16 protein-coding genes and 1 pseudogene are annotated in these 18989 nt (G+C 61.4%); 5 read left to right on the top strand and 12 right to left on the bottom strand.

Translation table 11 applies throughout. The features are described from left to right. Nucleotides 1-18: 18 nt before the first annotated feature. Nucleotides 19-906 (top strand): LysR family transcriptional regulator, encoded by an 888-nt coding sequence (locus tag KHO23_RS12630; RefSeq protein ID WP_211611559.1) that lies wholly within the window; start codon nt 19-21, stop codon nt 904-906. Here the strand turns inward: KHO23_RS12630 and KHO23_RS12625 are convergent. After that, nucleotides 903-1157, bottom strand: coding sequence for a hypothetical protein (locus KHO23_RS12625; protein ID WP_211611558.1), 255 nt, complete (start codon nt 1155-1157; stop codon nt 903-905). The genes KHO23_RS12630 and KHO23_RS12625 overlap by 4 nt on opposite strands. A gap of 46 nt (nt 1158-1203) precedes the next feature. Next, on the bottom strand, nt 1204-1707 hold the full coding sequence (locus KHO23_RS12620) for a lecithin retinol acyltransferase family protein (protein WP_211611557.1): 504 nt from the start codon (nt 1705-1707) through the stop codon (nt 1204-1206). Between the two features lie 460 nt (nt 1708-2167). On the opposite strand from KHO23_RS12620, the gene KHO23_RS12615 reads away from it, so the two are divergent. Both KHO23_RS12615 and KHO23_RS12610 read left to right on the top strand, forming a co-directional pair. Beyond that, complete coding sequence (locus KHO23_RS12615) at nt 2168-2455, top strand: hypothetical protein (protein WP_120296566.1); 288 nt, start codon at nt 2168-2170, stop codon at nt 2453-2455. Nucleotides 2456-2460: 5 nt separating this feature from the next. Then, the gene (locus KHO23_RS12610) at nt 2461-3231 is read left to right on the top strand and encodes a PP2C family protein-serine/threonine phosphatase (RefSeq protein ID WP_211611556.1); all 771 of its coding nucleotides are present in this window, start codon (nt 2461-2463) and stop codon (nt 3229-3231) included. Between the two features lie 76 nt (nt 3232-3307). On the opposite strand, the gene KHO23_RS12605 is transcribed toward KHO23_RS12610, so the two are convergent. The 10 genes from KHO23_RS12605 to KHO23_RS12560 all read right to left on the bottom strand — a co-directional run bounded on the left by KHO23_RS12605 (nt 3308) and on the right by KHO23_RS12560 (nt 16548). Next, nucleotides 3308-3691 carry a nuclear transport factor 2 family protein gene (locus KHO23_RS12605; RefSeq protein WP_211611555.1) on the bottom strand — a complete coding sequence of 128 codons (384 nt, stop codon included), beginning with the start codon at nt 3689-3691 and terminating at the stop codon, nt 3308-3310. 113 nt (nt 3692-3804) lie between these two features. Beyond that, a complete protein-coding gene (locus KHO23_RS12600) occupies nt 3805-5163 on the bottom strand; it encodes a sigma-54 interaction domain-containing protein (RefSeq protein ID WP_211611554.1) in 1359 nt (452 codons plus the stop codon). Beyond that, nucleotides 5160-8216 carry a peptidase domain-containing ABC transporter gene (locus KHO23_RS12595; protein WP_211611553.1) on the bottom strand — a complete coding sequence of 1019 codons (3057 nt, stop codon included), beginning with the start codon at nt 8214-8216 and terminating at the stop codon, nt 5160-5162. The genes KHO23_RS12600 and KHO23_RS12595 overlap by 4 nt, the downstream gene beginning before the upstream one ends. A 54-nt stretch (nt 8217-8270) precedes the next feature. Next, a complete protein-coding gene (locus tag KHO23_RS12590; protein WP_211611552.1) occupies nt 8271-9023 on the bottom strand; it encodes a peptidylprolyl isomerase in 753 nt (250 codons plus the stop codon). 37 nt (nt 9024-9060) lie between these two features. Continuing rightward, nucleotides 9061-10434 carry an HlyD family efflux transporter periplasmic adaptor subunit gene (locus tag KHO23_RS12585; protein ID WP_211611551.1) on the bottom strand — a complete coding sequence of 458 codons (1374 nt, stop codon included), beginning with the start codon at nt 10432-10434 and terminating at the stop codon, nt 9061-9063. Then, on the bottom strand, nt 10412-13039 hold the full coding sequence (locus tag KHO23_RS12580) for an FHA domain-containing protein (RefSeq protein WP_211611550.1): 2628 nt from the start codon (nt 13037-13039) through the stop codon (nt 10412-10414). Before KHO23_RS12580 ends, KHO23_RS12585 begins: the two co-directional genes overlap by 23 nt. 228 nt (nt 13040-13267) lie before the next feature. Then, nucleotides 13268-14680 carry an efflux transporter outer membrane subunit gene (locus KHO23_RS12575; protein ID WP_211611676.1) on the bottom strand — a complete coding sequence of 471 codons (1413 nt, stop codon included), beginning with the start codon at nt 14678-14680 and terminating at the stop codon, nt 13268-13270. Between the two features lie 319 nt (nt 14681-14999). Continuing rightward, entirely contained in the window at nt 15000-15278 is a 279-nt protein-coding gene (locus KHO23_RS12570; protein WP_211611549.1) for a hypothetical protein, read from the bottom strand. Nucleotides 15279-15563: 285 nt separating this feature from the next. Continuing rightward, nucleotides 15564-15998, bottom strand: a complete 435-nt coding sequence (locus KHO23_RS12565; protein ID WP_211611548.1) for a DUF4399 domain-containing protein — start codon at nt 15996-15998, stop codon at nt 15564-15566. Nucleotides 15999-16044: 46 nt separating this feature from the next. Then, the gene (locus tag KHO23_RS12560; RefSeq protein WP_211611547.1) at nt 16045-16548 is read right to left on the bottom strand and encodes a DUF4399 domain-containing protein; all 504 of its coding nucleotides are present in this window, start codon (nt 16546-16548) and stop codon (nt 16045-16047) included. A 425-nt stretch (nt 16549-16973) separates the two neighbouring features. On the opposite strand from KHO23_RS12560, the pseudogene KHO23_RS35635 reads away from it, so the two are divergent. Together KHO23_RS35635 and KHO23_RS35630 are read left to right on the top strand one after the other, a co-directional pair. Beyond that, a pseudogene (locus tag KHO23_RS35635) lies at nt 16974-17774 on the top strand (caspase family protein); the annotation flags it as partial. A gap of 519 nt (nt 17775-18293) precedes the next feature. Further along, nucleotides 18294-18974 carry a formylglycine-generating enzyme family protein gene (locus KHO23_RS35630; RefSeq protein WP_407946052.1) on the top strand — a complete coding sequence of 227 codons (681 nt, stop codon included), beginning with the start codon at nt 18294-18296 and terminating at the stop codon, nt 18972-18974. The last annotated feature ends 15 nt before the right edge of the window (nt 18975-18989 follow it).

The following is an 18989-nucleotide window of genomic DNA, read 5'->3' as shown; positions in this document are numbered from 1 at the left end:
AAATCTTATGCTTCCGCCATGAGACCGTATCTCCCGTTGAATGCGCTGCGCGCCTTCGAGTCTTCCGCGCGACATCTGAGCTTTACGCGCGCCGCGCTCGAATTGAACGTCACCCAGGCGGCCGTGAGCCAGCAGGTCAGGACGCTGGAGGAACGGCTGGGCACCGCCCTCTTCAAACGTCTGCCGCGCGGATTGGCCATGACGGACGAAGGCCTGGCGCTACGGCCCGTTCTCACCGATGCATTCGATCGCATCGAAGCCGTGCTCAAGCAGTTCGAAGGCGGTCACTTTCACGAGGTGTTGACGGTCGGCGTGGTGGGCACCTTCGCGGTAGGCTGGTTGATGCCGAGGCTCAAGTCGTTTCGCGACGCGCATCCGTTTGTCGAACTGCGTTTGCTGACGAACAACAATCTGGTCGATCTCGCCACCGAAGGACTCGACTTCGCGATTCGTTTCGGCGACGGGACCTGGCCAGGCTCGCTCGCCACCCGCCTGCTCGACGCGCCCCTTGCGATCCTGTGCGCGCCTGAGATCGCGAGGCGTCTGTCCGACCCTGCGGATCTCGCCAACGAAACCTTGCTGCGTTCCTATCGCGTCGACGACTGGGCGACCTGGTTCAGGGCGGCCGGCATCCCGCCGCGACCCATTCGCGGACCGGTGTTCGATTCTTCGCGGCTCATGGTGGAAGCGGCCATGCAGGGTGCAGGTATCGCGCTGGCGCCGGCGCTGATGTTCGATCACGAGATCAACACGGGCCGGCTGGTGCGCCCATTCGAGGTGGAAGTGCATGCCGGCAACTACTGGCTGACGTGGTTGAAGGGCAAACCGAAGACGCCGGCAATGCTGCTGTTCAGTCAGTGGATCGTCAAGGAAGCGGCCTCACACGCGCAAAGCACACAAAGCTAGCACGCTGCCGCGCGGCGATGACCGTTCATGGCGGGACGCTCGGCTTGCGGCGGGAATACGTTCCACGAGCCGTCGTCATGACGGAAAAAGAAGATCGACAGCAAGCCGCCTGGCCGCAGTGCTTCCACGCAAACGTAGCGCCGATGCTGCGACGCGCTGTGGCAAAACCGCACGACACGCGCGGGCATCGACGGTGTCGGCGCAAGCCATTTGTCGACGGCCCAGTGCAAGGTTTTTTCTACGGCAACCATGATGCGCTCCTTGAATCCTTGAATGCCTCAACGCGTTCCTGCCCGCTCATGCGAGTTGGGCTGCAATCTGACCATCGTTCGCGGCGCGTTCGACAAACGCCTTCACCAGACACACCAGCGTGTGCATGCCGGCACGGGGATGCCTTAAGCAGCAATGCACCTGTTCGCTGCGGCTTTCGCCAAGCAGGCACCATGCGCAGAAGTGTTCGCAGTTATTCGTCAGCAGGCGGTAATGGTTTTCGCCGAGGCGGGAGCGCGCACGGCGCACGGCTTCATCGCCGACGTAGCGAGCGCTCGGGGTCGAGCGGATCGTCAATGGATGACCGGCGGCGAAGCGGTTTAATTCCACCTCCTCCACCGGACCGCGATGCGCGGAACTCGCAAAGCCCGCGTAATGGACCACGCGGCCGTTGCCGACGTAAATGCCGTGATGTTCGTAGCCGCGCCGTTGCGTGACGAGATGCGCGCCGATCGGCAGGTCGATGGTCGACGTTTCGCTGCTGCCTACGTCGCGGCCTTCGCTGCTCGTCGGGAGAGAAATCGTGTTCATGGCCAGCCTCGCTTCGATATCCAACACTGTTGCGAGATCTTTTGCATCATCCGGGCCATGCACGGAAAAGCCTTTATTTAAAGGGCTGGCAGGCATTGCGAGGGGCCTTTAACGCAGCAGGTGTCCGCTGTGAGCCGACAGAAATCAAGCCGATGTGTTGGCCTGTGTCGATCATTTTGGGGCGTCGATAAACCGGTCTCAAGGGTGTCCGCGAGCGTGCGGTCGTCAGCTCAATGTGTTGGGTCCTGCACCGGTGCATGCGCTCGAATGTTGGCTGCGTCCCGACCTCTCCCCCGTCGCATGAACCGGCGTTGTCTGCACAAGCGCCCGGAAGCGCCGCGCAATCAACGCGTTACGAGAAAGCGCGCTCGCGAGCCGCACATTGGCATAGCACTTGCACTATCTCGTCCAGATCCTTTTTAACCGCGCGCCCGACGCACGCGGCCAACCGGAGAACGACATGGCTTCCATCACTGTGAACGACCTCTCGCTCAACCTCGCACTCGACCGTAAAGCGATGGCGGCGATTCGCGGCGGCGGCGGTGCGCCGTGGGTGTACGGCTGGATTCAGCCCTATGTGCGGGAAACGCCGAGCATCGGTCCGGTCGTGAACCTGTACGACATTTCGAACAACTTCTATGCTAACCAGATGATCAACACGTTCCAGTCGGTGGATGTGCGCAACACCGGCGCGAACTCGAATATCAACGTCGCCCCGGACGCACGCAGCAGAAACGATACGGTGTAGCCCTTGTGACCTGTCCGAGCCAATTTCGATGGACGTCGTCCGCGCGTTCCGACGTCGGACGCGTCCGTGAAATCAACGAAGATGCCTGCCTCGCCCAGCCCGAACCCGGGCGCTGGGCCGTTGCCGATGGCATGGGCGGGCATGCGGTCGGCGATCTGGCGAGCCGCCTGGTGATCGATGCGCTGAGCCGGCTCACGCCGCCGCTCGCCATGAAAACCTGCATTGCCGACGCACGCGCAGGGCTGCAAATGGCCAACCGCGAGTTGCGGGACGAAGCCGCACGCCGCCAGGTGCAGCGGATCGGCAGCACGGTCATCGTCCTGCTCGCGTGCGATCGCTTCTGCGGCTATCTATGGGCCGGCGACAGCCGCCTCTATCTGTACCGCAAAGGACAATTGCGGCAACTCACGCGCGATCATAGTCAGGTGGAGGAACTCAAATCGCTCGGCGTCATTACCGAAGAAGAGGCACGGCACCACCCCGCGCAGCACATGATCACGCGCGCCGTGGGCGCCACGGACGTGCTTGAACTCGATGACGATGCAATCGAGGTCGCGGATGGCGACGTCTTCCTGCTATGCAGCGACGGCCTGAGCAACGAAGTCAGCGATGCGGAAATACTGGCGGTGTTGACCAACGTGGCCTGTGAGCGCGCGTCCGATGAACTGGTCGAACTGGCCATTGCGCACGGCGGACGTGACAACGTCACCGCGGTGGTGGTGCAAGCTGAGGATCCATACGCATCTGACAAAACCCTGCTGAACCCCGCGGCTTGAGGGCGCAGGTTCGATTGCAGGCGCGCTTGCATAGGTAGGGCGGTGTCCGAATCGCCGATGGAGCTTCAACGCCACGTCACGCGATCTTCTGAACCCATTGACTCCGCCAGGACGGTGCTTCGAAAGGGTCCGAAAAATACTGGGTCTCGTGAACGACTTTGCCGTTGCGGAACACCATAATGCTGACCGTATAAGCCGCTCGCCCCTCATACGTGATGGTGTATTCCGTGATCCAAAGGTCACCTTCTCCCTGAATTCGCCTGACATCGAAACCTGATGGCTTGCCTGGATGATGACTCCGCAACGCCTGCAAATTCATTCGCCCGAGGATGCGTTCACCTGATTGGGGATAGTCACAGATGGCATCGTCGTCGTAAATATCGTGTTCTGCGTCGAGATCGCCGGCCGCCGACGCCTGCCAGTGCGCATTCAAGGTTTCACGTATTCTTTCTTCATGCATGGAGTGCCTCCGGATACGGTTCGCGCCTATCCATTGCGTACGCCGCAGAATACACCCGGGGCTGGCCATCGCAAGTTCCAAGCTGATTGACCAGCGACATCAAGCACTCGGCATCAGGTATCGCCGTCTTCCTCGTCGAGCTCGTCAGCGCCGTTTTTGCTCACAGGCGGCGCATGGCGATTGCGAAAATCCTTTGAATGCAGGCCATGCTTCTTCAGAAGCATTTGCAGATGCGAACGGTTCATATCAATGCGCCGGGCCAGTTCCGCAACCGTGCCGCTCACTTCACGCAGGCCCCGCTCCAGGAAGGCTTTTTCCGCGTCGTCGCTCGCGGCGCGCTTGGCGTCGCTTAGCGACATCAGATTCGCCACGCTGATGGGCTCCTGTCCCGTCGTTGTGGCTGCACTGAACGAAGCCGTGGCTGAACCGGTCGCGGCCGGCCGCATATCCACCGGCAGATGGTCGATATCCGCCATCTCCCCCGCCAGGCATGACACGCGATACATCACGTTGCGCAGTTCGCGGATATTGCCCGGGTACGCATAGTTCAGCAGAAAGTCCCGCAGACGCGGCGTCAATCTGACGGGCCTGCGTTTTAGCGTACCGGCGGCCTCATCGCCGAACCACGCAATCAGCAGCGGTATCTCATCGCGCCTCTCGCGCAGCGGCGGCAAGGTGACGTGAATCACGCTCAGACGGTAGAACAAATCCTCGCGGAACTTGCCCTCCTCGCTGAGTTGCCGCAGATTGCGATTGGTCGCCGCGACAATGCGTGTATCGACGGCAATCGTTTCGTCTGAGCCCACACGCTGAATCTCGTGCGCTTCCAGCACACGCAGCAGCTTCACCTGACCGGCCAGCGGCAACTCGCCGATTTCATCGAGAAAGATCGTGCCGGTATGCGCGCTTTCAAATTTGCCTTTGCGGTCATTCGAGGCCCCGGTGAACGCGCCCTTGCGATGACCGAATAATTCCGATTCCAGCAGATTGTCCGGAATCGCACCGCAATTCACGGAGATAAATGGTTTGTCCGAGCGCGAACCATTCGCGTGAATCACCTTCGCCATCAGTTCCTTGCCGGTGCCGCTCTCGCCGTCGATCAACACCGGCAAATCGGTCGGCGCCGCCTTCTCGGCGATTTCGAGCGATTCGAGCAAACGCGGATTGTCGCCGAAGGTGCCTTCGAAAATGAAACTGCGCTCGATCAACGCCTTTCTACGCGCGCCCCGCGATTGATCGGCAGACGCGGCAGGCTCCGCAGCCGTCGCGGCCTGGACGAAGCGCTCCTTGTGCGAAAGCTGCATGACCTCGTCGCGCAACGAGGTGGCTTGCCGGAGCAGCTTGTCGATATCGGCGCGCTCGAGCCGGGACGACCAGCGCAGCGTGGAACGCAAAATCTCGATACGCTCGATCAAACCCGCGTACGAAATCGCGGGGCTGAGCTCTTCTACCTGGTCGAGTATCTTCATCACGCACTCAACTGTTTCTGGACCAACTGGTAGTACATGCCGCCGCGCTGGATCAGTTCATCGTGACGGCCCTGTTCGACGATCGCCCCTTCGTACAGCACCAGAATCTTGTCTGCACGCATGATGGTGCTGAGCCGATGCGCAATGATCACCGCCGTTCGGCCTTTCAGAATATCGTGCATGTTGCCGAGGATATTGCTTTCCGATTGCGAGTCCAGCGCCGAGGTCGCTTCGTCGAAAACCAGCAGACGCGGGTCGTGATACAGCGCCCGCGCAATGCACAGCCGCTGGATCTGCCCGCCGGATAAGCCAATGCCGCGTTCGCCGACAATCTGCTCGTAGCCGAGCGGCATCTTGCTGATGAATGCGTGCGCGTCGGCCATCTTTGCGACTTCTTCAATGCGGCGCCGTTCGGGCGCGTCGTCGCCGCTTGCAATGTTCTCGGCAATCGTGCCGGAAAACAGCAGATTGCTCTGCATGACATAGCCGATCTGCGCGCGGTAATAGGCTTTATCGACTACACCGAGGTCGTAGCCGTCGATCGTCATCTTGCCCTCAGTCGGCGCGTAAAAGCCAACCAGCAGCTTGGCGAGCGTCGTCTTGCCGGAACCGCTGCGGCCCACAATCGCCACCAGTTCGCCGGGCTTGATGTCGAAGCTGATATTTTCCAGCACATAGGCCGAATCGTTCTCGCCGTAGCGGAAATAGACCCCGTTGAGGCTGATCTCGCCTTGCAGTTCGGGCAGCATCACGCGCGACGGCAAATCCTGCGGTTTCTGTTCCGGCTCGATATCGAGCACGTCACCGAGGCGTTCCATCGCCACGCCCGCGTCGTTCAACATGCTCCATAGGCCGACTAGTCCCATTAGCGGGCCCAACACGCTGCCCATGAACGCATTGAACGCGATCAGTTGACCAATGGTCATCTCGCGCGCCAGCACCAGATTCGCGCCGACCCAAAGGATAGCGATCGTGGTCGCCGCGTTCAGCAATTGGCTGCCCAGCCCAACGAGAATGCTGAAGGCGTGTGCCCGGTATTGCACTTCGAGCGCCTTCGCGTATTTCTTCTCCCATCTCAACCGTACCGGCCGCTCGATGCCCATGCCCTTGATGGTCTCGACACCGGCAAGCGCTTCCATCAGAAACGACTTCGATTCGGTCGATGCGGTGAATACCTCACGCGCGTAGTTCTTGATTTTCGGTGTGGCGAGCGCGGTCAAAGCCATGATCGGTATCACGAACGCGATCAGCACGAGCGTCATCTTCACGTTGTAGACAAACATGATCGTGAAGTAGATGAAGACCATCAGCAGATTCAGCGCGGTGGTGACGGTGGATTCGGTAAGAAAGGCGCGGATCGTCTGGTTCTCCTGGAAGCGCGCGAAGATGTCGCCAGTTTTCCGTTTGGCGAAAAACGAAAACGGCAGCGACATGGTGTGCTTGAAGAATTGCGACATCATCGCGAAGTCCATATTGCGCACCATGAAGTTCGCGAGATACGCGCGAATCGACGACATCAATTGCGAAAATACGTTGGCGATGATCAAGCCGCCGATCAGCAGATGCAGCAGGCTGACGTTCTGATGCACGATCACGCCGTCGAGAATGTTCTGGATAATCAGCGGCGGAATCACGCCGAGCACCTGAATGACGAAGGTGGCAAGGAACAGGTGGCCGAGAATCTTCCTGTACGGTCTGAGATAGCCAACAAAGCGTATCCAGGGCGAACGTGCAGCCGACATCTGCAAGAGATTCGGACCGCCGGTAAAGAGCAGACACGTGCCGCTCCAGCCACGCTCGAAATCTTCAACCGACATTTTCCTGAAGCCGAGTGCGGGGTCGGCAACCCACACGTATTCCTTTGAAAGCCCGTACACCACCACATAGTGGTATCCCTCCCAATGCACAATGAAGGGCAGATCGAAACCGCGCAAGGAATCGAAGGTGCACTGCACGCCGCGCGCGGTGAAGCCGAGCGATTCACCCGCGCGCGCGAGGCTGTCGAGCGTCGCGCCTTGCGTCGTGACGTTGGCGAGTTCGCGCAGCTTGCCGAGCGTCATCGGGATGTTGTAGTGGCGGCACACCATGGCGAGACACGCGGCGCCGCAATCCATTTCTTCAGCCTGTTCGACCAGCGCAAAGCGCTTGATGACCTTTTCACCGAACTCGGGCTTTGTCTGTAAGTCGAGCATCAACGGCAACTTGCGCCGCTGTTCGAGGCGCTTTTGCCGTTGCAATTCGCGGTCGCCGTAACGAATCCGCTCATCCAGGACTTCGCGCAGCTTCGGATTGCGCTCCAGAATGAAATGGACGGTGCGCTCCGGGATCACCAGCAGCCGTGTATCGGTCGTCGCCACCACCGACGCCATCTGCTCCTGCCGCATCAAGCACGCTTTTTCGCCGAAGATTTCGCCTTCGCCTAGCGTCGCGAGAGTGTAGTCGTGGCCTTCCTCGTGACGGACTATGCGCACTTCACCTTGCCGCACCACATAGAGCCGCCGGTCGTCGCGCCCGTCCTGCTTGAGAATCTCCTTGCCTGCGGCCACCCTTTTCACGCCAACGCTACGCACATATTCTTCGAGTTCCGTCTTGTTGAGCTTGCCGCGCAAATCGAACAACTGCGCGACGAAACCGCCGGCCGAGCTGATCGCCACGTAGCTCGCGATAAATGCCAGCGCGGCCTGATTGCCGGCGAGCACCGGTTCGATCGCGGCGCGAGGAATGAACAGCAACTCAGTTTTCGCCGACGAGCGCACCGAGGCCTCATGCACATAGGCGCGCAACATCGCAATGTCGGCGAAAATCTCACCGGTCTTGCGCACGCCGATGCTGGTTTCCTTACCATGCTCCTCGGTGAAAATACGTACCGAGCCCGAACGGACCACGTAAAGGCCGTCGGCCGTGTCGCCTGCCGAGCACACCGCTTCGCCGAACGAATAGAAGCGGGCCTGCGCGTATTCGGCAAGACGCTCGATCTCGTCGCGCGAAAACGGCGAAAGGATTTCCACCGAGGTGAGAAACTCGGCAGCGGAAGGCGCGGTCTGAGGTGCATCCATGTGCTTGCGGATCCCGGTTCGGTTTTACCTTGCTTTACGTTACGAAATTCGCAGTCAGCGCGCTTCGATCACATGCTCCTGCGCGCGCGCAATCAGCCAACTCTCACGCAGCAGACGCCTGACTTCGGCGGCCACGTCCGCATCGAGCGTCGCCGGATATTTCGCCGTCACGGCAAAAATCTCGAAGCAGGAGCGATCCGCGGAAGGAAACGGCCCAAGCAGATCGCCCACCGCCGCATTGAAAATCTTCGCTTCGATATCCGGCTTCAACGATCCGCGCAGCACCTTGCCGATTACGCCGCCCGCTTCGCGGGTATCCGCAATCGAATGTTCGCGCGCCATGTCGGCGAAACTGTCGGGATCGTCGTGCAGGTACGAGATCATTTCCTTCGCCTTGCCCTCGCTGTCGAGCACGATATGACTCACCTCGATCGCGTCGAACTTCGGCGAATTCAGCGCGAAGTAATCCTTGATCGCCGCCTCGTTGCCGACCACGTCGAGCATCTTCTCCTGATACAGCCCGTCCGTAATGAACGCCTCGAACTCGTCGAGACTCACGCCGAGCGCATCGAGGTACTGATTCATATCGGTCGCGCGATGCAAGCCGCGCACGCGGCGGAACTGGTCGGCACGCTGCTGGATTTCGTCCGCGGTGACGGCAATGCCCTGCTTTTTTGCCGCGTGCACCGTGAGCTTGTCGCGCACAATCTGCTCGATCAGGCTCTCGAACTGCCCGGTCAATTTCAGAAGACGAATGAACTCGGCAACGTCCACGACTTCGTCATCGATTCGCACTATCGCGGTCATGTCATCCGCTCCTTTCATTGACGTGTAATCGGCGCACTCAACCCGCCACCTGCCTGAACGGATCGAGACCCAGATCGATCAGGCGCCGTTCGCGCACCACGATTTCCGCGTTCGCCGTCATGCCGTAGCGCAGCGGATAGCGGGTGTCGGCGATCTGGTAGTAGTTCTTCTCGAGCGTGACGCGTCCTTCATACACCGGCTGCTTGTCCTGCAAGGACGGCTTGGTGGCCGGCGAAATATAGGCAAGCGTGCCGTTGATCAGCCCATAGCGCTGGTACGGAAACGCGTTGAATTTCAGCTTCACCGGCTGGCCCTCGTGCAGAAAAGCACGATCGTGTTCAGCGATTTCGATCTTTAGCACCGGCTTCGCATCTTTCGGTGCGATGCCGCCGAGCGGTGCGTTCGCCTGGATCTTGTCACCGCGCTGCGTGGAGGTCACGTCGGTGATGACGCCGGAGACGGGCGCGAGGATCAGCAGGAAATTGTCTTTGTCGATGTTCTCGAAACGGATCCGCGCGGCGGCTTCGGCCACGAGGCGCGCGGTCTGCAATTGCAGGCGCAGCTTGTCTTCCGCGTCGGTGATATCGCGGACTGCCGAGTCGTACTGGAGTTGCAGGTCCGTGGTCTGCTGCCCGCTGGCTTCGAGTTGCGCATTAGCCTGCGCGTATTCGTGACTCAGGCGGAAATCCAGTTCCGCGAGTTTCGATTGCGCGACACGGTAGGCGTTATCCGCCTCCATCGCGGCGGTTCGTTTCTGCTCCACCTGCAACTCAGCGATGCCGCCGCCACCCGGTTGCGCGAAAAGCTGCGAGTAGCGGTCCAGTTCCTGACGCGCCGCCTCGCGCACGCGGCGCGCGTTGTCGAGCGCGCTGCGGGCTTCGTCGAGTTCGGCCTTCTGGCCTTCGGCGAGTTTGGTGGTGCCTTCGGAAATGCGATTTTCGTGTAGATGAGTTTCCACTTCCAACTGCGCCTTTAGCGCGGCCGCCTTGCGCTCCATCAGCGCCTTCTTCGCCGGGAACTGCTTCCAGTCGCGCTCGGCATCTTCGAGTTTGAGTTGCGCCTGCAGCGCGTTGCTCGCTGCCTCGATCGCACCGCGCGCATTCAGCCGCGCCAGCACGTCGCCCTTCGATACCGGCTGCCCTTCGGCGATGTACAGATCGGCGAGCTCGCCGTCGATCGGCGCATAAATGCGGCGCACCTCCGATTCCGGCGAGAGCGTGCCTTGCGCGCTGACGATCACATCCGCGCGCCCCACGAACGACCACAACAGGCCGGCCACCACCAGCGCGACCATCGCCCAGATCAACGCACGGGCGAGCCGCACCGGTTCCGTGGTCAGAATCGCGATGCCTTCGACGCTGTGGTCCTCCAGCGCCTCCGATAAGGGCTTAAGGTGACTGTCGCGTTTCACTCTGCTCGCCTCCGATCAATGCCAGCTTCGCCTTCAACAGTCCAGGGTCCAGCACCATGCGCAACTCTGTCAGCGAGCGGCGCTGCAAATCCGCTTCGGCATCGATATCGGCGAGCAGGCGGTCGAAGTCGGCGGGATGATCCGCCTTCAGTTGCGTGTAGATGCGCATGCCCTGTTGCGCGGCGGACTGTGCATCGGAAAGCAGACGCGCCTCGCTGCGAAAGCCGGGCGAAATTCCCCCTTCCAGCCGTTGCGTGCCGCCGATCGGACCGCTCGCCCGATACTGCTTCCAGAGGCTCTGCGCGCGCAGCAGCAGGTCTTGCGCCCGCGCCAGCGCCTTGTCGTGCAAAGCGGCGACGTCTTTCTGGATCGATTGCACGAACCACACATCCGCCGCCGGATCGAGACTGGCGTAGAACGACAGCAGGCGTTCGTCGTAATCCTTGCCGCCGCGGGTCTTCTGCAGGTCGGCGAACTGGTCGAGCAACGCTTTCTTGTGCGCCAGTTCCGCTGCGATCACATCGGACCACGGCCCCGCAGGCATGGCCTGCAAGTCGCCCAGCGCCTGCTGGGTATCGCCGCGCTGCCACGCCGCGCTCGCCGCGTCATGTCGCTGGATGACGTCCGGCGACGGCAGGCGGCTTGCGGCCAGTTGTTGAAACTGCGCCTGAAATGGGGGCGTGCTGAAACGCACCGTTTTCAGCAAGGCGAGCAACGGTGTCAATTGCCGGCCGAGCGCGGCGTTCAGCACGTCCGCGTAGTGGCGCAAATCTTCCCGGACACGATCGAGCCCGGCGAGACGCGGATAGCGCTGCGCGTAATCGTCGAGGACGGCCGGCAGCGCATCAGGCTTGTCGCGCGCCAGTTCGGTGCGAATGGTGCCGTTCAGGCGGTCGATGGCGGCCAGGTACACTGAATCGTCGCTTTCCAGTTTCCGCAAATGGCTCAGCGCCTGCGCGTACGGCTCAGCAAAAATGGGCACATACGAGGCGATGCGGTCGAGTGCGCGCTGATGGCTTCTCGCGTCGTCGTCCCAGCGTTGCAGCAGGCCGTTGATGGTGGCCTCGTCGGCGTACATGCGGATCGGCGCGTCCGCCCCGCCGCGCCCCATCACGAAGCGCTCCAGGTCGCCCACCCATTGCAGTTCGCCAACCAGAGAGGCGGCGTCCGCGTTAGTCGCGCTCAACGATCTCATTTCCTTCAGCAGCGCGTCCGCCTGGTCGAACTGCGCCTTTTGCAGCGCAATCAGCCAGCTGGGGAGCTTCGCCTTCAGAAGCGCTTCGCTCGCCAATGCGCTGACTTTTGTGTCGGCGGGATGGTTCGCCAGATAGCCGTTTGCCGCCGTCACCGCGCTGGTGTAATCGCCGCTCGCCAGCATATTTCTCAAGTCGCGCTCAGACGAGCCGCGCATATACAGGATCAGCGCGGTGACCACCAGAACCGCGAAGGCTGCGCCACTCCACCAGACGGCGCGACGCTCCATGATGGGATCGCCACTTGCAAAGGCCTTGCTGAGTTCGCCCGCGAGCAGACGCCAGCGCCGCGGCCGGCCCTTTACGGGGTTCATGCCATGTGAGCCGTTTGCGGCATGCGTGCCATTTGCTCTGCCGGTTCCGTTCGTGCCATTCGTGCCATTCGTGCCGTTCGTGCGGTTCGTGCCATCCGCACCGCCTGCCGGCGTGTCGCGCTTCGCATGCGCCGATGCGGTCTGCGCCGCCTCGTTGATTTCGTCTTCACGTTGCAGCCCCGGGTCGACGCAGAAGATATCGAGGAACGAATGCGCGGCGGCAACGAAGGTGGTCTTGTCGGTATCGGCGGCTTCGTCGGCAGCGGGATTGAGGCATAGCTGGGTCACGGTCGGCTCGACTTCGGGAGGTTTTGGCAACGTCACCCTGTAGACGAAGTGGTCACCGCCAAATGCAAGGAGGTCCCCTTCCACAAGCGGCAGCGCGGTTTCGTCAAGCCGCTTTCCACCGACGAATGTGCCGTTGGTGCTGCCAAGATCTTCGAGGTAGAGTTCGCCGCCCTTCAGGAAGATGTGCGCGTGCCGCCGCGAGATGTAATTGACCTGGTGCGGATAGCGATCCTTGTAGCGCGAGAAGATTTCATCCGCTTTGCTGACGAGAAACGGGAACGCCAGCACCTCGATCGGCTGAAGCCCGAGGTCGTCGCGCTGCGGCACCAGCACCAGATCCGGTGCGGGTGCCGCACCTGAAGCGGCGACAATCCGCGCGCGCGGCTCGATACTCACGCGATAGCAGAGTTCGCCGCCGAAGCACACTTCGTCCCCGGCACGCACCCGCGCGGGGGCTTGCCGCACCGCAACGCCATTGAGTGTCGTGCCGTTCTTGCTACCGAGGTCGGCGACATAGACGGCGCCGTGCTCCGTAAAAATCCGCGCATGACGGCGCGACAGGCGGGTGATCCGCTCGGCGGGGTAGTCGGTAAACGGCACCTCGCTGCGGCCGATCGCGAACAGGTTGTCGACGATCCGGATCGTGTCGAGCGCGGGGCGCTGCGCGGACGCGACCGGCGACAGCACCACGTCGAACGTGGCGTCCAGTGTCGCGCGCATCTCAGCAATAGGAGCTTCGCCGATGGTCATTTTATCTGGATCACTAATCGTTTACCCGTTGCGCCGAGCGCGCAACAGGTACGGCATGAAGAACTACGGCGAATAGCGGATGTTCTGGTGAGCCGTCACGAACCGGGCTCCTTACAAATTTTAAGTCACGCATGGCAAGTGTCAATTTGCAGATCGCGGGTTGTAAGGGCCATTCATACGTCATATGCAGCCGAAATACGCCACGCGCCCGCCACGTCTGCGATTAGCTCAGTGTTCCTTTACTTCCGCCTGCACATCCACACTCGGCCAGCCACCGCCCAGCGCCTTGTAGAGCAACACCGTGTCGGACAGAATCAGTTGATGGTTGGCAAGCAGTTCCTGCTGCGCTTCCAGCAAGGTCCGTTCAGTTTCGAAAACTTCCAGCTGCGACACCACGCCGAGGCGCAGCTGCGACTGGATCTGATCGGCGACGATCTGCAGGCGCGATACTTCCTGCTGCAATTCCAGCCGCTGCGCCTTGTGCGAATTCAGATTGACCAGCGCGTTCTCCACTTCCTCGAACGCGCCCATGACGGCTACGCGGTACTGTTGCTCGGCGACCGTCGATTGAGCTTGCGTCACCTTCACGTGGGCCCGCACGCCTGGATCGAGCAGCGGAATGTTGATGCTGGGCATGAATCCGTAGGTGAACGACTTCAGCAAATCGGTCAGCGCGAAACTCGCGGTGCCGCCGTGCCCGGTGAGGTTGATGGTGGGCAGTTGCGCGAGCTTGGCCTGACCGACCAGGTTGTAGGCCTCCAGCACCCGGAATTCGGCGGCCACCACGTCGGGGCGCCGCGCAAGAAGTTGCGCGGGCAAACCGTCGGGCACCACGGGCAGTTGCACGCGTTGCTGCAAATGCCCTTTCGGCAACTGGAACTCGCCCGCCGGCACGCCGAGCAGCGTGCATAGCGCGTTGTTCGCGAGATCGCGCGAGCGGCGCAGTTCCAGCAACTGGTTCGTCAAGCGGTTGATCTCGGCCTGCTGGCGCAAAACCTGAGTTTGCGGCACAAGACCGCTGCGGCGTTGGCCGTCGTAGATGGTGAGAATCTGCCGGTTCGTGACGAGCGTCTGTTGCTGCTGCTCGATCTGGTCGTCGAATTGCAGGATCTGAAAGTAGGTACTCGAGACGTTTGCCACCAGTTCCAGATAACCGGCGCGCCAATCTGCTTCGCTCGCGTGGAATTCGGCCTTTTGCGCCTGCACGCCCTTCTCAACTTTGCCCCAGATGTCGATGTCCCAGCTCACCTGCGTCGCGACGTTGTACTGTTTGGAAAACGTCTGCCCCGTACTCTTTTCGAAATCGGCGCCGCCGCCGAGATCCATGGTCGGCAACGCGCCTGCTTTGGCCTCGCCGATCTGCGTGCTGGCCACGTCGATACGCGCGGCCAGCACCTTGATATCGAAATTGCCTGCGATCGCTTTGGCGACCAGCGTGTCCAGATACGGATCGTGGAAGCCTTTCCACCAGTCCGGTTCGATGGTCGCGGCCGCCGATACCGGCGAGCCTTTCTGATCCGACCAAGCGGTCTTGGCGGGCGTATCGGGGCGCTTGTAGGCGGGCATGCTGACGTCGATACACGCGCCCAGCGAAAGCGCGCAGGCCGTTGCGGCGCAGAGTCCACGTAACGCCGCGGCAATGCGGCTCGCACTCGCCGGCCGACGGTCAGCGCAGCGGTGCGCCGAAGCGTTGAAAAAGCGCTGACCGACCACTGAATCAAGCAACGCTGACACGATTGTCTCCGATGACGCCGGCTACGCTGCACGAGAAGAACGCGCTATTTAAGTAAAGCATGTCCTGCCCGGCTTCACCATCGAAGCGGGTCAGGAAGGTTGGCGCGGGGATCGGGCGGTGACGCTGGGGTCGTGTGGAAAGAACGAATGGATGCGAAATCTTTTTGACGCGTTGTGGGTCCGCGTCCCGCGGAGGCCTGAGAGCCTCCGCGGCGGCCTGCGCCGTTCAATACACGTTGATGTTGTTGCTCGAGCTCACATGCGGGTCGATTGTGGTGGTCACGCCGGCGACGAACGCTGCGTTGTTGCCGTTGGCGTTCTGAATGTTCATCGTCGTGCTGATCAGTTGGGTGGCGTCGACGGTCTTGCTGTTGTTCGGCGCATACACGGGGGTGAAGTTGAAGTACGACGTGGACGGGTAGCCCCAGCCGCCGCGCACGGCGCTCATGGCCTTGCTGTCGAGTTGTTCGGTAAGGGACAGGTCTTTGATCATCAGCGTGTTCATGGTAAATCTCCTGGAAGGGGCTATCGCAGTCTTGCGGTTGGGTTCGAGCATCTTGTCTGCTCGAGTGTTACTAACGCATGGGCTGTGCCAGCTTTGATTTCCGATCCTAAGAAATCTTCCGGACGGCTGTCAGTAAAGGACTTCGGGGAGGGTATGCCGCTGGGCGCAGCACGACGGCGACGAGACGACAGGTTGGAGCTGGTGGATCGCAACCAACAACGCGCGCGACGATGTTGGTTGCGACGTGACACTGAAACGAGAAAGCCGCCTTGTATCGATACCCCGTCAACGCGCAATGACCGTGATCTTCTTCGAGTACACCGGCGGATTGTGCGGTATATGCATGTCGTCGCCCAACAGCAGTTGCAACGTGTGCTTGCCGGGCGGCAGTTGAATCATCGTTTCCGTCTCGCCCGCACCGAAATGCAGATGGTTGCGATCCGAAGGAATTTCCTGGTCCATCGAAGGCAGGTCGGTATCGATCAGCAGATGGTGGTGCCCCGTGTTCGGATACTTGACGCCTTTCGGCGCCACGCCCATATAGCGCAAGCCGAACCATACCCGGAACGGTTTATTGGCCGGCACGACCTGCCCATCGTTCGGATAACCGATATAGAGGTGCGCGCCGGGAGGCGAGGGTGTCGTGCCGGCCATGGCGAGATTCGGCAAGGCCAGCGACGCCAATGTCACAAGTGCCGCGAGCGCGATGATCCTGTACATGGTGGTCTCTCCGTCCTGGCGGACCCGTTTTGAAGGAACGGGACAGCTAGTCTTTTAGTACGGTGATGGTGATCTTCTTCGAATATACCGGCGGCACGTGCGGCACGTGGTTGTGGTCGCCGAGAATGAGCTGCAAGGTGTGCTTGCCCGGCGGCAACTCGATGCGCGCGTCGGTTTCACCCGCACCGAAATGCAAATGATTGCGGTCAGACGGAATTTCCTGGTCGAGCGGCGGCAGGTCGGTGTCGATCAGCAGATGGTGATGCCCGGTGTTCGGAATCGCCACGCCCTTCGGGCACACGCCCATGTTGCGCAGCCCCATGCGCACCCACAGCTTGCCGCCGTGAATCACCGCGCCGTCCGACGGCCAGATGATGTATTCCTCGGCGCCCGGCGGCGAAGGCGTTTGTTCGGCAAGCGCGGAGCCAGACAGTGACGCGATACCGAGCAGAAGGAAAAGGGTGACGCGCCAGGCCATGAAAAACGCGGCACGCATCGCCATCGGTCTGTGACGTATATCGAGCACGCGGGGTGTGGAGGTTCTTCGCATTGCGCACTCTCCCGAAGAATGTTCATAGCCGCCTCGGCTGCGCCAGGCGCAGGCCGGACGCTCCGGCTGGATGTCGCGGGCACTCGCATCGTTTCACGTGAGTTCACGTGGATTCACGTGGCGGGTTTTCGTCGCGGGTTAACGTCAATGAGCGGCAGCATTATTAAAACGGTCGTACAGCCCTACTTTGTGAATTAGCTTAGGTCGTAACTTGCCAAAAAGATACGCCACACTCGTTAACCGTATAACGCATTGACGATGTGCGGATCATTGTGACGCGCAAACTGCGTGCTATCGTTATTCATAGGTTGTCGATGGAAAGTCGATAGCGGCATGCATGCCGCGCCCGATCCACTCCAACGGCCGATGCGGGCGTCGCGGTCGTCGAAACCCTATGTTCTGTCCGGGACAAACAGGATACGAATATGTGGCGAACATTCCTGCTGGTGTGCATGGCCGGGGCGATTCAGGCGCATTGGGGCAGTGTTTATGCCGCGGCGCAGCGTGACAGCGTGGCGCCTGGTGTCGCCGCTGCGCATACGACGGCCGCGTTCATTGCGCCGCTCACACTGCAAAAGGACAATCCGCAGCCTAGGCGCATCGCACTGGTAATCGGCAATGGCGCGTACGGCCATCACGCAGGCGCGATTAGCGAAAATGCGCCGCGTGACGCTGTAGCCATGCGCGATACGCTGCGTGCGCGCGGCTTCGACGTCATCATGCGCACCGATGCGACGCCGCAGCAAATGCGGCAAGCCATTAGCGAATTCGGCCAACGTCTGCAAGGCGGCGGCACTGGCCTCTTCTATTTCGCGGGACACGGCTTGCAAATCGGCCGGCAGACGCTGCTTGTGCCAGCCGGCCTCGATGCGGGCGCGCCGGCACGGCTGGTCAGCGAGGGCGTCGATTTGAATACCGTATTGCAGGCGATGCGCGTGCCGCGTGCCGACGCACTCAATCTCGTGATTCTCGATACATGCCTGAACAATCCGTTCTCCCGCGACGTATCGCTCGAAAAAACCGCATTGCCCGCTAATACCGTGATTGCCTATGCCACGGCGCCGGGAGGGTTTGCGGCGGACGGCACCCATCATGGCGTCTATACGAACGCACTGTTGCGCGTACTCAACGACGCTTCTTCGTCGCCCAGTCTTGAGGGATTGCTTCAACGCGTCGCAACGCGGGTTAGCGAGGTGACTGGCGGTGAGCAGACGCCGTGGAGCGCGTCATCGCTTGCTGGGAACGCGAGCCTGAGCGGGCCGGTATCTCGCGGCGCAGGTGCTGCGCTCATTTCCGCTACCGGAGACGACCCCATTGCCGCGCCGCACAGTAGAGGCATTCTGCCGAAGGACAGCAGCGAACAATACGAAATCACCTTCTGGAATTCCATTAAGGACAGCAACTACCCGGGCGATTACGAGGCTTATTTGAAGGCCTATCCGAATGGCCGCTTTGCCGCGCTCGCCCACGCACGCATCGACCGGCTGCGCGCCGCAGCGGCGGCGAGTGCGCCGTCCGCTTCGCCATCTGTTGCACCGCCGATTGCACCGCCACCGCAAGTCGCCCGGCCGGCGCCACCCGCCAGCGCCGCGCCGCAAGACCACCCGCATGCGGCAGCGCCAGCCGCGACGCCCACTACAACGACCGCCCCACCCGCGGCCGCTGTCACGGCGGCCGTCGCACAAAAGCCTGCAGTGCATCCACCGGGCGCGGGAGAAAGCCGCGATTGCGCCACCTGCCCGATCATGATTGCGTTGCCCGCAGGCGCGTTCTCGATGGGCAGCAATTCCGACGATCCCTCCGAGAAACCCGTCCATCACGTGACCATCGGCGCGCCGTTCGCGATCGGCAAATACGGGGTGACCGTCGAGCAATGGAACGCGTGCGTCACCGCGAACGCCTGCCAGAAACTGACGCCCGACAGCAATACGAACAAGGCAGCGCCGGCACGCGACCTCAGCTGGGACGACGCGCAACAGTACGTGAAATGGCTGAGCAAAACGACCGGCAAACCGTACCGCCTGCCCACCGAAGCCGAATGGGAATATGCGGACCGTGGCGGCACCACGACCGCTTACTGGTGGGGCGATCAGATGCGCAAGGGCAACGCCAATTGCAAGGACTGCGGCGACCCGTGGCACAAGGAAGGTCCGGAAGCTGCCGGGTCGTTCGCGCCGAATCCGGTCGGTTTGTATGACATGAACGGCAGCGTCTGGGAGTGGGTCGCCGACTGCTGGCACAACTCCTATCAGGGCGCGCCCGCCGACGGCCACGCGTGGGACAGCCCAGGGTGCGATATGCGGGTGATCCGCGGCGGCTCGTGGCGCGAAGGCGGAAGCTACATGCTGAGCGCGACACGCTTCAAATACAGTTCGAGCGTGCGCCAGTCACAGGATGGATTCAGGGTGGTCAAGGACCTTAAGTGATGCGAGGCCGCGCGT

Source organism: Paraburkholderia haematera (genome assembly GCF_905220975.1).
Classification (GTDB): domain Bacteria; phylum Pseudomonadota; class Gammaproteobacteria; order Burkholderiales; family Burkholderiaceae; genus Paraburkholderia; species Paraburkholderia haematera.
The sequence above is the reverse complement of the archived record's forward strand: the minus strand, read 5'-3'. Positions and strand labels throughout refer to the sequence as shown.

Bases quoted from the DNA above. Each gene is read 5' to 3' on its own strand.
- KHO23_RS12565 (WP_211611548.1), bottom strand. From the start codon at position 15,998: ATGTACAGGATCATCGCGCTCGCGGCACTTGTGACATTGGCGTCGCTG.
- KHO23_RS12630 (WP_211611559.1), top strand. From the start codon at position 19: ATGAGACCGTATCTCCCGTTGAATGCGCTGCGCGCCTTCGAGTCTTCC.
- KHO23_RS12605 (WP_211611555.1), bottom strand. From the start codon at position 3,691: ATGCATGAAGAAAGAATACGTGAAACCTTGAATGCGCACTGGCAGGCG.
- KHO23_RS35630 (WP_407946052.1), top strand. From the start codon at position 18,294: ATGATTGCGTTGCCCGCAGGCGCGTTCTCGATGGGCAGCAATTCCGAC.
- KHO23_RS12580 (WP_211611550.1), bottom strand. From the start codon at position 13,039: ATGACCATCGGCGAAGCTCCTATTGCTGAGATGCGCGCGACACTGGAC.
- KHO23_RS12625 (WP_211611558.1), bottom strand. From the start codon at position 1,157: ATGGTTGCCGTAGAAAAAACCTTGCACTGGGCCGTCGACAAATGGCTT.
- KHO23_RS12560 (WP_211611547.1), bottom strand. From the start codon at position 16,548: ATGCGAAGAACCTCCACACCCCGCGTGCTCGATATACGTCACAGACCG.
- KHO23_RS12615 (WP_120296566.1), top strand. From the start codon at position 2,168: ATGGCTTCCATCACTGTGAACGACCTCTCGCTCAACCTCGCACTCGAC.
- KHO23_RS12620 (WP_211611557.1), bottom strand. From the start codon at position 1,707: ATGAACACGATTTCTCTCCCGACGAGCAGCGAAGGCCGCGACGTAGGC.
- KHO23_RS12590 (WP_211611552.1), bottom strand. From the start codon at position 9,023: ATGACCGCGATAGTGCGAATCGATGACGAAGTCGTGGACGTTGCCGAG.
- KHO23_RS12570 (WP_211611549.1), bottom strand. From the start codon at position 15,278: ATGAACACGCTGATGATCAAAGACCTGTCCCTTACCGAACAACTCGAC.
- KHO23_RS12595 (WP_211611553.1), bottom strand. From the start codon at position 8,216: ATGGATGCACCTCAGACCGCGCCTTCCGCTGCCGAGTTTCTCACCTCG.